Origin of the sequence: Anaerobacillus alkalilacustris (genome assembly GCF_001866005.1) — a bacterium.
Classification (GTDB): domain Bacteria; phylum Bacillota; class Bacilli; order Bacillales; family Anaerobacillaceae; genus Anaerobacillus; species Anaerobacillus alkalilacustris.
Genome location: NZ_MLQR01000050.1, coordinates 109,133 through 124,403, shown reverse-complemented (window position 1 = coordinate 124,403; position 15,271 = coordinate 109,133). Strand labels below are relative to the sequence as shown.

Below are 15,271 nucleotides of genomic sequence, written 5' to 3'. Positions count from 1 at the left end.
TTCTTGACTGCACTACCGGTAACTGAGTCAGGATTAAATATAGAAAAATATAAAGGGAAAAACCTTCTTACATTATTAGATTATTCTTCTGAAGAAATAAAAGAGCTTCTGGATTTTTCGATATTACTAAAAAAATATCAAAAAGAAGGTGTGCCCCACCCGTTACTTGCAGGGAAAACACTTGCAATGATATTTGAGAAGTCATCGACAAGAACAAGAGTTTCTTTTGAAGTTGGAATGAATCAGTTAGGAGGATCAGCTTTATTTTTAAGCTCTAAAGATTCGCAGCTTGGAAGAGGTGAACCAATTTCTGATACTGCTCAAGTACTTTCGCGATATGTAGATGGGATTATGATCCGAACGCATGGACATGAAATTATTGAGGAATTAGCGAAATTTTCAACAATCCCAGTTATAAATGCATTAACAGAAGATTTTCACCCTTGTCAGGCACTTGCTGATATTTTAACCATTTATGAAGTAAAAGGAACGTTTGAAGGGATTAAAACTGTATATGTTGGCGATGGTAACAATGTAGCTCATTCATTTTTAATTGCTTGTGCAAAAGTAGGTATGGATGTAGCGATCGCAACACCTAAAGGTTATGAACCAAAAGCTTGGATCATGAAGGAAATCGAGGCTATTTGTAACGAAACAGGAGCAAAACTTCTTATTACAAATGACCCGATTGAAGCAGTAACTGGTGCAGATGTTATTTATACAGATGTCTGGACAAGTATGGGGCATGAAGAAGAGACAGCCAAAAGACTTGAAGCATTTAATGAGTTTCAAGTAAATAAAGCTTTAGCTAGCCATGCCAAGGATGATTATATATTCCTTCATTGCTTACCGGCTCACCGTGGAGAAGAAGTAACGGTTGATGTAATTGATGGGGAACATTCATATATTTTTGATCAAGCGGAAAATCGACTGCATGCTCAAAAAGCTGTATTAGTAGCATTAATGGGGGATGCAAAATAGTTATTAAATCAAAAAAGAGTTGGCCTAAAGACTTTAGGCAACTCTTTTTCTTGTTGGAAGGCTATGTAGTTTTAGATCAAGTGACGGGTTGTTAGGTAGCTTCATCAAGGAATTCATTACATTGCTATAAAAAACATTTAGAATAGGCTTCAACAAATTTGCTCCAGCGATTACTCGTCACACAAAACAGTGCTTGGAGAAAGCGTTCTTTAGAGTAATAGTTATAGTCACTGAAGTACGCAGAAGTCCAAAAGCGGTATCTTTGAAAGGTCAATAATCTCGTGGCTGCTAACATAGTGCTATCGTTTCTAGTTTATATAATCTTTTAATGCATCAATATTATGAATAAATAAATACCCCTGTTTTTTTGTAACTATTTTTTGTTGTTTTAACTGATTCATTAATCTTGTTACACTTTCTCGTGTTGCACCAAAAAAACTTCCTAAATCTTCATGTGTTAATTTGAGCTTAATTTTTATTCCGTCTTCAGTAGCACTTCCGTATTCATCCGCCAACCTCACTAAAGTAGCTGCTAATGCTCCGAATTTCCCGTATAATGCTACATCTCGCAGTGTAGTTTGAGAAATTCGAAGTCTTTCTGAAAAGTCCCGGAACAAAGATATTGCTAGATGAGGATGCTGTAATAAAAAGGTTTCTAAGTCATCATTTTTAATATAGGAAGTATTGCCGCTCTCAATACAAGTGGCTGTAGCAGGGTATGTGCTTCCGGGTTTACAGAATAATGCCACTTCTGCAAACATTTCTCCTGATTGGCGAATGCTAAGTACGATTTCTTTTCCATCTGGTGTACTTTTATTTATGCGTACTTTTCCTTCATTTACAAAATAAATTGCGTCAGCAGGGTCATATTCATGGAAAAGAACTTCTCCTTTTGTCATCTTTTTAGTTTGAATAATATGTGTAAGTTGTTCTTTTTGTTCCAACGGTAATGCAGAAAAAATAGGTATATTATGAATAAAGCGACTAACAGGCATAATTTTTTCATCTCCTTTGGAAAAAATATCAATTTTAAGTAAACATACGATATAATATTGGTTAAAAAAACTATATTCAATATAATGAATTTCATAATTGTTTATTTTCGCCACTCTGATACTAAATGCTGTTGGATGTAGACCGTTTCCAACAACATTTAGACTTATGCAGCTCCATTTAGGTAATTATGAAACTCACTGAATAGTTTAAAAATACCATAACATAAGTGAAAATTGTTGTGCAAAACTTCACATTGATACGAGGAATGTAATATTTTCAGTTTAATATAGTTTCCTCGATTTCTTAAAGGTGAATTTATTAACAAAATATTCACTGTGATATGTTTCACATTAATTATACATTGAATTTGATAAGATTATCTCAAATCACGGATATAGGGGGAGCAAATGTGATTAGTTGTGAACTAAATCGAGTTGGTGTCGATGATCTTATCATTGTATCGGGTGGGACAGGACCACATATCGGTGCTGTTGTCATTGCGGATTATACGGACAGCGAAGTTAAGATAATAAGTTATGGATTTCCAAATCATAAAGAAGAAGATTTATTTATAGAATTAGCCAAAGTCTGGTGTCATACGTTTCAACAAAAAACCGTTCTTTTAGGTGGAATTCATATTGATAATGCTACCAAAGCTCAAATTGAAGATCTTGTTAATCAAACATGGGATAAATTTTTTCAATTTATGCTTGATCAAAAAAATTGTAAAGGTTAAAAATGAAATACAAAAGTGAGGGACGTTAAGTGATTACTTAAGGAACCTCATTTTTTTGTGCTGTTTTATCCCGCTATTAAGGGAAGTAAGCCCCCCTCTAAGCGTAGCGTAGGCCGGGAATCCATTCAGATGTTCTAGCGAAGCTAAAACGAGTTCTCCTTGATTCCTAAAAAACTAAGAGTATTTATTTAGTTTTCTAATTTAAGTCTAAATAATGTGGCTTTAAAAACATTGTGATATATCTCACTGAGTTAATTCGTGTTTATCACATATGATGAAACTATGAAGAACTTAGATAAAAGAGCGGAGGAGACCTTATGAATTTATCATTCTTATCAGAGAAACCTAAAAATTATGATGAAAATCCGTTCATAGTAATTTGGGAAGTAACAAGAGCTTGTGCCCTTAAATGCTTACATTGTCGCGCTGAGGCACAATATAAAGCTGACCCAAGACAACTATCTTTTGAGGAAGGTAAGAAATTAATAGATGAAATAGCTACTATGGATAACCCATTATTTGTATTTACAGGTGGAGATCCATTAATGAGAGCTGACCTTTATGAATTAGCCAAGTATGCAATAGAAGAAAAGAAGTTACCTGTCTCAATGACGCCTAGTGCTACACCGAAAGTGACGAAAAAGGCAATTGATCAAGCGAAAGAAGTTGGTTTATCACGTTGGGCATTTAGTTTGGATGGTTCCACTGCCGAAATACATGACCATTTTAGAGGGACAAAAGGTTCCTTTGATTTAACAATGAAGGGAATCGATTACTTAAAAGAGTTAAATATTCCTATTCAAATAAATACAACGGTTTCTAAATATAATGTTGATGATTTGCCAGCTATGGCTGAAAAAGTAAAAGAAATGAATGCAGTGCTTTGGAGCGTTTTTTTCTTAATACCTACTGGTAGAGGTATGGAAAAGGATATGATTTCTGCTGACGAACATGAAGAAGTAATGAAGTGGTTATTTGAAATTCAACAAAGCATGCCATATGGAGTCAAAGCTACAGAAGCTCCTCATTATCGCCGAGTAGTTATTCAAGAAAAGAAGCGATTAAATCTAAAGGCTCCTGAAGGAAATAAGCGTCTTGATACGTTGGGTCGTGCTCCTAAAGGTGTTAATGATGGGGATGGATTTGTATTTATTAGCCATATTGGCGATGTTTATCCAAGTGGCTTTTTGCCCGTAAAGTGTGGAAATGTACGAGAAAAGCCACTTCCTGAGATTTATCGAGATAGTCCGGTATTCAAAGATTTAAGAAATAAGACGCTACTAAAAGGGAAATGCGGAGTTTGTGAATATAAAGAAATTTGTGGTGGCTCCCGTGCGAGAGCATTTGCACTTACTGGAGATTATTTGGAAAGTGATCCTTATTGTGCCTATATCCCTAAAAAGTATAAATCTTAATTAACAACAATCAGTGCGGTGGACCTTTACCACGCACTGATTTTTTTTGTTGGCCAGGAAACTATAGATTTCTTCCTTGTGGACAAGGTTGAAGTTAAAGGTAGAAAAATTTAATAAATATGTAAAAAAATGCAGAAAAAACAAGTTTTATTTGGTGGTTGAAATGTGTATATTTTGTGAACGGGTAACGTGTAAGCCGACAAAAAGAATGTTGATAAATAGAGGTTCTTTTACATGTTTTACACTTTGTTAATATTACAAATGACATTTCTGTGATAAAATTCACACCTTTGCTGTGAGAAATTGCACAGTGAGTGATAAGGGTCTCTTCTACAATAAGGGTAACAGAACGTTTAGCACTTCTAACAGCTAAAAGGCCTATAGTTGTTCCATGTGCGTACTTCAAAAAAGGAGTGAGAAAAGATGAACAATCTAGAAAGAACTTATTCTACTAATAACCCTAATGAATCAAACGATACAAAACCTAGAATAAAGAACCTTGAAAGATCTTTTTATTCAAAAACTAGTATGTATGCATTTTTTGTAGTTGCATTCTTGTTTATCACAATGTGGATCGGTACAGCTCAGTTCAAAAAAATTGATCTAATGTTGGCTGGCTATAAGGTTGCCTCTTTTATATTTTTCATTGGTATTACAGTTAGAATGGCTTCTTGGCTAATACGTCCAGCTACAAATGAGATGGTAAAACGAAGTATTAAGAATTTATTTACTAAAAAGCGTACAAAAAGAAATATTGCAGCAATCGTAAAAACTTTCGTAGATAATATTATTTTACAAAAATTTATCTTTAAACGTGGATTGTACAGAGGTATACAGCATTGGTTAATCGCTTGGGGTTGTATGGGTTCATTTGCAATTACATTTGGATTAACATTTGGTTGGATGCATTTTAGGCTAATCGATGCTACAACTTATCAGTTGATGGTAATGAACATTCCGACAATTAAAATGGTAGCGAACGGTTTGTTTGCTGAACTAGTTTATAACGGATTAAACATTACTGCACTGATGGTTTTAGTGGGTATCATTATGGCCCTAGTAAGAAGAATTAATAATCATGATTTGAAGGTTACTGAACGAGCTGAATTTGATTTATTACCACTTTATATACTTTTAGCGGTAACGGTATCTGGGTTATTATTAACAGTTTCATATAAGTTTTTAGGTGGATTTATTCACCCGCAACTAGCTTTAATACATCAAGTAACGGTCGTTTTATTTTTGATTTACTTTCCATTCGGTAAGTTGTTCCATTTACCTATTCGCCCTTTAGCAACAGCCGTACCGATGAACTATCAGGAAGAGGTTATGGTTGATACTAGATCATGTAAAAAATGTGGAACCAAATATAGTAATGATGACCAAATCGCTGACGTTAAGAACATCCTACATTCTCAACAATTTGATTTAAAACTTGAAGATGGAACTTTTTTAGCAGATTATTGTCCTAGTTGTCGTAGAAGAATTCGTGTAATGAGTCAATTAAATATGGGTTCAGTTAAGGGGAATCCTTACGGACCAGTTCAAACAAATAACGGCATTCATATTCCTGGTTTTGGTAGGGGACGATCTGAAGAATTTTATAACAAGGCAATAGAGGAGGAAAAATAATGACACAATTTATTGCAAAAGAAGGAGTTAAAAACCTTCATCATGAAGGTGAAAAATTAATTACAACTCATTGCTGTTATTGCGGAATGCAGTGTGGGATGCATATAAGATTAAATGAAAAAACAGGTAAGGTCGTTGGAGTAGAACCACGATATGATTGGCCTGTTACCTTAGGGAAGATGTGTCCTAAAGGTGTTACTGCTTATCAAACGGTTGATCACGAAGAAAGAATTACAACACCATTAATTAAGAAGAACGGACAATTTGTAAAAGCAACATGGGACGAAGCGCTGGATTTAATCGAAAAGAATTTTAAACAGCTACAACAAAAACATGGTAAAGATGCACTCTCAGTTTACGGTGGTGTATCAATGACAAATGAAAAATGTTATCTAGTAGGAAAATATGCACGTGTTGCTTTAGGGACAAGATTTGTTGATTATAACGGTCGATTTTGTATGAGCTCAGCTGCTGGTGGTTTTATGAAAACACTTGGAACTGACCGTGGTTCAACATTACCTTGGACAGAGTTAGAGCATACAGACTGTTTCTTTATATCAGGGTGGAATGCTGCTGAATGTCACCCTACATCGATCCAATGGTTATGGAAAGCAAGAGATAAAGGTGCAAAAATGATTGTTGTAGATCCTCGTGAAACTCAGATTGCTAGATTAGCAGATGTTCACTTAGATATTAAATCAGGTACAGATTCAGCTTTAGCAAACGGAATGTTACACATTATTGTTCGTGACGGTTATGTAGATGAAGCTTATGTTAAAGAACGATGCAACAATTATGAGCAAATGAAGGAACAAGTGAAACATTTTACACCTGAATATACTTCTGAAATTACTGGAGTATCTGTTGAAAAAATTGAAAAGGCTGCACGTATTTACGGACAATCTTCACGTTCAGTAGTTATGTTCTGTCGTGGTATCGAACAACAAACAAAAGGTGTTGATAATGTATGCATTTACACATCAATGGCATTGTTACGGGGCCAAATAGGTAAATTTGCATCAGGTGTTGCTACGGTTACGGGGCAAGGAAATGGTCAAGGGGGGCGTGAGCACGGGCAAAAAGCAGATGCACTTCCTGGATACAGAAAAATTGCAGATCCTGAACACGTAAAGTATGTTGCAGGAGTTTGGGGAATTAAACCTGAAGAAATGCCAAAAGCAGGTGTTTCCGCTTATGAAATGTTTGACGAAATACAAAAAGGAAATATTCGTGCTATGCACGTGATGTGTAGTAATCCGGCAGTATCTGCACCTAATACAGAATATGTTTGGGACAGCTTTAGAAAATTAGATTTCTTAGTAGTTAGTGATTTCTTCTTGTCTGAAACATGTGAATTTGCAGATGTTGTATTACCAGCTACAACTTGGGCTGAGGATGAAGGGACAACAACGAACCTTGAAGGCCGTGTCATTCGTATTCGTAAAGTGAAAGATCCAATTGGTGAGTCTAAAACAGACTGGCAAATTATGAAGCTTATTGCAGAGCGTATGGGAAAAGGGAAGTTTTTCCCATACGAAAATGTACCAGAAATTTTTGAAGAGTTCCGTATCGCATCAAAAGGTGGAAAAGCGGATTATTACGGGATTACGTATGATCGTATTGATAAAGAAGATGGTGTTTTCTGGCCATGTCCGTCTGAAGATCACCCTGGAACGCCAACAATGTTTAAAGAAAAATTTGATACACCTAATGGAAAAGCCAATTTAGCGGTAATCGATTGGCAGGAACCAGCGGAAATTCCAACTACAAATTATCCACATACGTTAACAACTGGACGGGTTGTATTCCATTATCTATCTGGAACTCAAACGAGAAGAGTAAAGTTCTTGATGGAACAATGTCCACTACCATATGCTGAAATGCATCCAGAATTAGCAAGCCAATACAATCTATCAAATGGAGATAAAGTGAAGTTAACTACGCCGCGTTCTTCAATGGTATTAGATGTTCGGTTAACAAAAGCAATTCGAAATGACCATGTTTTTGTTCCTTATCATTGGGGGAAAGAGTTATCAGTTAATCAGTTAACAAATCCAGCACTAGATCCAACATCAAGAATGCCAGAATTTAAAGTTTGTGCTGTGAAAATAGAGAAAGTGTAACGGAGAGGAGAGAGTCAAACTATGAATAAAATTATGTATCTAGAATTTGAACGTTGTATCGGTTGTAGATCTTGTCAAGCAGCATGTCGTGAATGCGGTGGTCATGATGCAAAAGAACGGAATTATGTTGAATATGTTGACTTTTTAGAGAGTCGTCAAACATATCCAATGCTCTGTATGCAATGTAAAGACCCAGCATGTGCAAGAGTATGTCCGGCAAATGCAATCCAAATTACTGGAGAAGGTGTCGTTCTTTCAGCAATGGAAGAAAAGTGTATTGGTTGTAGAAACTGTACATTTGGTTGTCCATTTGGAATTCCGAAGTTCGATTTTGAAGAGAATAAAATGTATAAGTGCGATATGTGTTATGACAGAACTCAACATGGTATTTCTCCAATGTGTGCGTCTGTTTGTCCAAGTGACGCAATTCGTTTCATCGATTTTGATGAAATGCAAGCATTACGCCGCCGTAGAACACAAATGAATTTAATTGAAGGAAAAAAACCTACAGAGCAAGATAAGTGGCAGTATGTACCTGAGTTTTTTGGCGTGTATAGTGACTAAGTATTGAGGAAAACCCTTCCTCACTTAAAGCGAGGGGTTTCCCCTCGCTTTAAGTAACCAAATTTATGAATGGAGGGTAATCATGACAGAAAAAAAGAAGCTAGGTCGTAATCAAAAAGATACAGACGATGACATGATTAATTTAGTAGACAATTTAAATCGTGATGACGATTTGAAATATAACCGCAGAGCCTTTTTAAAAACAGCAGTAGGAACATCTGTAGCTTTAGGGGTAGCAACTATCCCCTTTTCAGTAAAGGCGATGTTAGGTATGAATGAGAAAGAAAAAGAGAGAGTTGAAATTGCTAAACTTGAAGATCTTCCAGTAGGTGAATCAGTAACTTTTTATTACCCAACTGAGAAAGATCCAGCTCTTCTAATACACACAGTAAATGGAGATTTAAAGGCATATAACAGCGCTTGTACTCACCTCATGTGTCCAGTTTTTTATGAGAAGACTCAAGATGTATTATTGTGTCCTTGCCACGCTGGATATTTTGATATAAATAATGGTCATCCAAAAGCCGGACCACCCCAGCGAGAATTACCTTTGATTGAAATTGAAGTTGAAAATGGTGTGGTTTATGCAGTGGGGAGGCAGTATCGCCATGGGTAAAAAAACGTGTTGGGCGGTAATTATTGTCTCAATTATTATTAATGTAATTATGCTTCAATGGACAGTTGAGGCGTTCCTAGGAAGGGAATATGACTTTTTATTCATTTATAACATTATAAGTTTAATTTCAGCAGCAGCAGCAATATTTGCTTATTTTCAGTGGCGCAAGCTCTAATATAATAGCTAGTAAAGTTACGCACGTTTTCATAAGGAATCCAATAATGGGTTCCTTTCATTAGGTCGCTATTTGTTGGAAATATTTAACTTTTTTGATTTGGTCAATGAAAAACAACATTTAAACTATTTTAAAAGTATTTAACATAATAAATTGAACAATTCGTGAACATCGATTAATTAGTGATTTATTTCACACCCTCATGGTAGTCCATCAACTATCATGAAAGTAACTTATTTTTAACGTTTATTAATTAAGAAGGAATTCTAGGGGGAATTATTATGGCAAGAATTACAAGGTGGGATCCTGAAAACGAACAGTTTTGGGAAGCCGAAGGTAAAAAACATGCAACGAGAAACTTATGGATCTCTGTTCCAGCGCTTTTTCTAGCATTTGCTGTTTGGCAAATTTGGTCGGTAACAGCAGCTAGTTTAAACGATATAGGTTTTAATTTTACTAGTGCAGAGTTATTTACTTTAGCAGCACTTCCAGGTTTATCAGGTGCAACATTACGTATATTTTATACATTTGTTGTTCCAATTTTCGGTGGACGGAACTGGACAATTATTAGTACAGCATCATTGCTTATTCCAGCAATAGGAATAGGAATTGCAGTACAAAATCCCGAAACTTCCTTTATGACGATGGCTATTCTTGCTGCCCTATGTGGTCTAGGTGGAGGAAATTTCGCTTCATCAATGTCTAACATTAGTTTCTTTTATCCGAAAAAAGCAAAAGGGACAGCTTTAGGAATTAATGCTGGTATTGGTAATTTAGGAGTAAGTGCTGTTCAGTTTTTAGCTCCTTTAGTAATAACTGTAGGAGTTTTTGGAGCGGTGGTAGGGAACCCTCAAGTATTACCTGATGGTTCTCATGTATGGCTTCAAAATGCAGCATTTGTTTGGGTTATTCCAATTATTTTAACTGTTATTGCAGCATTTTTCGGAATGGATAACTTACCTGGAACAAAAGCTTCTATTAAAGAGCAAGCAGTCATTTTCAAAAATAAACATACGTGGATTATGACGTGGCTGTACACAATGTGTTTTGGTTCATTTATAGGGTATGCAGCAGCGTTTCCACTATTAATTAGAACAGAATTTCCAGAAGTAAATGCTCTGCAATTTGCTTTCTTAGGACCTTTAGTTGGTGCGTTAATTAGACCATTAGGGGGATGGATTTCAGATAAGTTCGGTGGTGCAATCGTAACATTTTGGGATATTATCGTTATGATTGCCGCAACAGGTGGAGTAATTTATTATTACAATCAAGGAAACTTTACAGGGTTTTTAATTATGTTCCTCGTTTTATTTGTAACGACTGGTATTGCTAACGGGTCTACGTTTAGAATGATACCATATATTTTCAACAATCAAAAAGAAGCAGCAGCTGTTATTGGTTTTACCTCTGCTATTGGAGCATACGGTGCATTTTTAATTCCAAAAATTTTCGGTTGGTCGATTGATACAACAGGAATGGCAAATACTGCCCTATATATTTTCATTGCGTATTATGTTATAAGTTTAGTTATTACTTGGTTTTATTACTCTCGTAAAAATGCAGAAGTAAAGTGTTAGATATATAGCAAGTAGCTCTTCCGATAATTTTTCGGAAGGGTTACATAATAAAATTTATATCCTTTTGATGGGGGATGATGTTCATGACTAGTAAAGAATTATTTCAATTTAAAAATCCACGTACAAAAACATTACATTTAACGTGGATCGCATTTTTTATCTCATTTTTTGCTTGGTTTAATATGGCGCCTTTGGCTGGGACGATGATTGAGTCAGTAGGGTGGTTAACAACTGATCATATGGCAGCTCTTGCAATATTAAACGTTGCCTTAACAATTCCAGCTAGAATAGTCATTGGAATGCTATTAGATAAATATGGCCCTAGAAGAGTATTTTCCATTTTACTTATTGTGATGGCAATACCTACTTTTATGTTCGCATTTGGTAACACATGGATGCAATTGTTTATATCACGATTATTATTAAGTTCAATTGGAGCAAGTTTCGTAGTTGGGATTCGTATGGTTTCAGAATGGTTTCCACCGAAAAGTGTAGGGTTTGCGGAAGGTTTTTATGCTGGTTGGGGTAACTTTGGTTCAGCAGCTGCAGCAATTATTCTTCCATGGGTAGCAATAACCATGTTTGGTGGCGATGATGGTTGGCGTTATGCGATTGCCTTTAGTGGTATAGCGTGTCTTATTTACGGAGTTATTTATTGGTTTGTAGTTAGTGATACACCAGAAGGGAAAGTATATCAAAAGCCGAGAAAAACAGCAGCAATGGAAGTAAGCTCATACGGAGATATGATTCAATTAATTATTTGGACAGTTCCATTAGTTGGAGCTTTAGGGTTACTTTCATGGCGGTTAAAAAATTTAGAGTTTATTTCAGAGCAAGCATTATCAATTATTTATGTTATTTTGATTATCGTATGTATATATCAAATCGTTCAAATATTAAGAGTGAATTTACCAATCTTAAAGGCTGGTGTGCCTGAAGATGATAAATATAAATTTAAAAATGTCGCAGCACTAAATACAACATACTTTGCAAATTTTGGAGCAGAGCTTGCGATCGTCTCAATGCTTCCGTTATTCTTTTTAACGACATTTGGTTTAACAGCTACAGCTGCAGGGTTAATTGCATCTTCGTTTGCTTTTGTAAACTTATTCGCTAGACCTTTCGGTGGTTGGTTATCAGATAAGATGACAAGTAGAAAAACAGTTATGTTAATATATATGTTTGGAATTGGACTTGGCTTAGTTGGAATGGGGATGATTAACTCTGAATGGCCATTGGTATTAGCTGTCGCTATAACAGTAGTAACGTCAATGTTCATTCAAGGAGCTGAAGGGGCAACATTTGCTGTTATCCCATTAATTAAAAAGCGTATTACAGGTCAGATTTCTGGTATGGCTGGTGCATATGGAAATGTTGGAGCTGTTGTTTACTTAACAATCTTTACTTTAGTAACCCCTCAAACCTTCTTTTTTATCTTAGCTGGCGGAGCCTTTGTCAGTTTCCTATTTTGTCTTGTTTTCTTAGATGAGCCTAAAGGGTCACACGGAGAAGAATACCAATTATCGAGTGTGGACTTAGCACAACAACAATTAGAACAACAATCAAGTTCAAAACAGTCAAAAGGAGCCTAACTAGGCTCCTTTTGATCTATGCAAAAAGTTATTTAATTTGTATTCACATAAATTTGTATTAAGAAGTTCATCCCAGTATATAAATGATTTTTTCTAAAAATAGTTTTAGTCATTACAGTAACGTTGATCAATTATATTACTATAAAAAAAATAGAGTTTATTAAATGGGTAATTTCATATTTTTACATTTTAAATTAGGTCGAATCGGTTTTACATATTACTTACTTCATGTTACAATTTTTGAGTATTATGTTTGTACACAAAATAGTCACAATACAATAACGCTATGCATATGTAATTTATACTTTTATTAATATGAATATAGTGTTAAGATAATAAATGTGTCCTGATGTCTTCAGGATATTTATTATTCACTACAATGTTTATTAATCCTATATGAAAAGAGGTTTTCTTAATGGAAAAGAAAGAGCTGACAATGAAGCGTTTCTTTAATGAGCTGTCAAAAGAAAACCAAGAATTGTTATTATCAATAGGCTTGGAGATCAGTGCAAGCAGTGGAACGTTTTTATTCTATGAAGGGGATTTTCCTGAGAATGTTTATTTAATTCGATCAGGGAAAGTCCGTTTAAGTAAAATGACTGCAGATGGAAAAGAGTTTAGCGTACATTTAAAGCAAAAGGATGAATTAGTTGGAGAAGTAGGACTATTTAATGATATGTCGATTAGTGTTACTGCTGAAGTAATTGAAGACTCTGTTCTTGTTAAATTTGAAAGATCCTCTTTAGAGGAGATATTTCGGAAAAATGGTGAAATTGCAGTAGCTTTTATGAAATGGTTTGCAAGACACACTCAATCGACACAGGCAAAATTCCGCGATTTAATTCTTTGTGGGAAAACAGGTGCGTTTTATTCGACATTAATTCGTTTTAGTAATTCATACGGCCTTAAAACTGAAGAAGGAATTCTTATTAACGTCCAATTAACAAATCAGGATATTGCTAATTATATTGGTACGACAAGAGAGAGTATTAATCGAATGATTAATGACTTGAAAAAGGATAACGTTATCAAAGTAGATAAAGGCTATATCTTAGTTAAGGACATCGAATTCCTAAAAAATTACTTGCATTGTGGTGACTGCCCTGTAGAAATATGTACGATTTAGAAACGACATGGACCTTTTTTCATGTCGTTTCACTCTTTGAATATCCACTTCACTAAGAAACTTTAGCTAGTTAAGTTGAGTCGCTCATAATTACATATAGATTTATTGATCGTTTTAGTAACTATTAAATTCACTTAAATAATTTAAAATTCTCCTATAGCAATGATCTTCAATTGTTCACCAGTAAATGTTTGTTCACCGTTATGCGTTATTAGTTTACATTCAGTTATATAGAAATCATCATTTGTACTCTCAGCTTTTGTTGACTCTACTAAGATGCCTTCCCCAAGAAGCAATTGATTCTCATACACTTGAACCTTTTGCCCTTCCATAGAAACATGCTTAGCCCCCTCTAAAAACTGTACCCATGCGCTCCAACCGTGATAAATATATGCTTCATTTCCATTATCTAAATAGCCCATCAATGCTTGGTGATCGTCCACTTTTGCTTGAATGCTTTCTACAATTATTTTTATTATTTTGTGAAGGTGTTTATATTGTTCAAATGATAATTCTTTTGAAAATTGAAGTTTTAGTTGGTCATTAGAAGTATCATTAATAATAGTAGCCGTATAATTAGTCGTTTGTTCGTCTAAAACATATACTCCTTCATTATATTTGAATTGAAGTCCTCGTAATGTTTCGAAAATTGGTTGAAACCCTTTATATGTTAATATTACCTCGAGCATTTTGCCAACCCCTATTAATTAATAATTTACGTACATCATAGCAAGAAAGTTCTATATACACAGTGTAAAATGTCACAAATACTATCCCCTATACAATCTTGAATTTCATCATTCGTTAAGTCACGAAAATATTATATCTAGTTTGTTGAACCGTCCGTAACTAGATATAAACTTATGGGTTCTTTTTTGGGAATTTTGGAATTAATCATTCGTGATAATAATCACTTTGTTTTCATTATTTTTTAAGTAAAATAAATGTATAAAGAAATGAGAAATGAGGGATCATATGAATTGGTTTATACCAAGGGAGCATGGAGCTTGGGCGATGTTAATTGTTCCTTATTTATTAGGGATGCTAGCAAGTAACCCGTTGTGGCTTCATCTGCCCTTTTTTATAGGAGTAGTAGCTTTTTATTTTGCATCAAGTCCATTTTTAACAATGATTAGAAAACCAAATTTAAAGAAAGAAATTATTCCTTCACTTATTATTTATTTAAGTATAGGATCATTATTTACGTTTCCCATTCTATTTATTATCCCTGAAATAATTATTATAGGGGTCCTTATTATTCCGTTCTTTCTAATCAATGTTATCTTTGCAAAACTGAAAAAGGAACGATTATTTGTTAATGATTTTTGTGCTATTATAGCCCTGTCATTTTTAGTAGTTATTTCTTATTACATTGGAAATCGTATCATTGATCTTAGAGCGCTTATCTTAATGGTCATAAACGTTCTCTTTTTTACAGCAAGTGTATTCCATGTAAAAACATTAATTCGGGAAAAAGGTAATCAAATATTTTTATGGAAGTCTAATTTATTTCATGGTTTTACAGTTGTTAGTTTTTTAGTTTTAGCTATGCCTGTGATTTCAGTCGTTTTTTTTGTTAGTTCATTAAAGGCATGGTTTATGCCAAAGAATAAACGTTATAAGCCAGTTCAAATTGGTTTAATTGAAATTGCTAATAGTGTCATTTTTTTGGTTATAGTAGGGATATTTTTCTAATGAAACAAGTAGTTTCCTTAATAATTCACATATTTAAATCCAT

Annotated in this window: 14 protein-coding genes; 12 read left to right on the top strand and 2 right to left on the bottom strand. The window is 34.6% G+C overall.

The window, feature by feature from the left end:
- The first annotated feature begins 3 nt into the window (after positions 1–3).
- On the top strand, positions 4–981 hold the full coding sequence (gene argF, locus BKP37_RS18185) for an ornithine carbamoyltransferase (RefSeq protein WP_071311043.1): 978 nt from the start codon (positions 4–6) through the stop codon (positions 979–981).
- A gap of 308 nt (positions 982–1,289) precedes the next feature.
- Here argF and BKP37_RS18180 read toward each other — a convergent pair whose 3' ends face one another.
- Positions 1,290–1,976 (bottom strand): Crp/Fnr family transcriptional regulator, encoded by a 687-nt coding sequence (locus BKP37_RS18180; RefSeq protein WP_071311042.1) that lies wholly within the window; start codon positions 1,974–1,976, stop codon positions 1,290–1,292.
- A gap of 410 nt (positions 1,977–2,386) precedes the next feature.
- Here BKP37_RS18180 and lpdD point away from each other — a divergent pair, with 410 nt between their 5' ends.
- From lpdD to BKP37_RS18130, 10 genes are all read left to right on the top strand, one after another.
- Positions 2,387–2,713, top strand: coding sequence for a prenylated flavin chaperone LpdD (gene lpdD / locus BKP37_RS18175; protein ID WP_084034875.1), 327 nt, complete (start codon positions 2,387–2,389; stop codon positions 2,711–2,713).
- 317 nt (positions 2,714–3,030) lie between these two features.
- A complete protein-coding gene (locus tag BKP37_RS18170; RefSeq protein ID WP_071311041.1) occupies positions 3,031–4,128 on the top strand; it encodes a TIGR04053 family radical SAM/SPASM domain-containing protein in 1,098 nt (365 codons plus the stop codon).
- A 423-nt stretch (positions 4,129–4,551) separates the two neighbouring features.
- A complete protein-coding gene (locus BKP37_RS18165) occupies positions 4,552–5,760 on the top strand; it encodes an MFS transporter (protein ID WP_245712565.1) in 1,209 nt (402 codons plus the stop codon).
- Entirely contained in the window at positions 5,760–7,883 is a 2,124-nt protein-coding gene (gene fdhF / locus BKP37_RS18160; RefSeq protein ID WP_071311040.1) for a formate dehydrogenase subunit alpha, read from the top strand. The genes BKP37_RS18165 and fdhF overlap by 1 nt, the downstream gene beginning before the upstream one ends.
- 21 nt (positions 7,884–7,904) lie before the next feature.
- The gene (locus tag BKP37_RS18155) at positions 7,905–8,447 is read left to right on the top strand and encodes a 4Fe-4S dicluster domain-containing protein (RefSeq protein WP_071311039.1); all 543 of its coding nucleotides are present in this window, start codon (positions 7,905–7,907) and stop codon (positions 8,445–8,447) included.
- An 82-nt stretch (positions 8,448–8,529) separates the two neighbouring features.
- A complete protein-coding gene (locus tag BKP37_RS18150) occupies positions 8,530–9,063 on the top strand; it encodes a Rieske 2Fe-2S domain-containing protein (RefSeq protein ID WP_071311038.1) in 534 nt (177 codons plus the stop codon).
- Positions 9,056–9,238: a hypothetical protein gene (locus BKP37_RS18145; RefSeq protein WP_071311037.1), complete on the top strand. Its 183-nt coding sequence runs from the start codon at positions 9,056–9,058 to the stop codon at positions 9,236–9,238. The genes BKP37_RS18150 and BKP37_RS18145 overlap by 8 nt, the downstream gene beginning before the upstream one ends.
- Before the next feature lie 281 nt (positions 9,239–9,519).
- On the top strand, positions 9,520–10,815 hold the full coding sequence (locus BKP37_RS18140) for a NarK family nitrate/nitrite MFS transporter (RefSeq protein WP_071311036.1): 1,296 nt from the start codon (positions 9,520–9,522) through the stop codon (positions 10,813–10,815).
- 83 nt (positions 10,816–10,898) lie between these two features.
- Positions 10,899–12,407, top strand: coding sequence for a NarK family nitrate/nitrite MFS transporter (locus BKP37_RS18135; RefSeq protein WP_071311035.1), 1,509 nt, complete (start codon positions 10,899–10,901; stop codon positions 12,405–12,407).
- Positions 12,408–12,822: 415 nt separating this feature from the next.
- A complete protein-coding gene (locus BKP37_RS18130) occupies positions 12,823–13,533 on the top strand; it encodes a Crp/Fnr family transcriptional regulator (protein WP_084034873.1) in 711 nt (236 codons plus the stop codon).
- A 143-nt stretch (positions 13,534–13,676) separates the two neighbouring features.
- On the opposite strand, the gene BKP37_RS18125 is transcribed toward BKP37_RS18130, so the two are convergent.
- Entirely contained in the window at positions 13,677–14,222 is a 546-nt protein-coding gene (locus tag BKP37_RS18125) for a hypothetical protein (RefSeq protein ID WP_071311034.1), read from the bottom strand.
- Between the two features lie 286 nt (positions 14,223–14,508).
- On the opposite strand from BKP37_RS18125, the gene BKP37_RS18120 reads away from it, so the two are divergent.
- The gene (locus BKP37_RS18120; RefSeq protein ID WP_071311033.1) at positions 14,509–15,228 is read left to right on the top strand and encodes a YwiC-like family protein; all 720 of its coding nucleotides are present in this window, start codon (positions 14,509–14,511) and stop codon (positions 15,226–15,228) included.
- Positions 15,229–15,271: the final 43 nt, after the last annotated feature.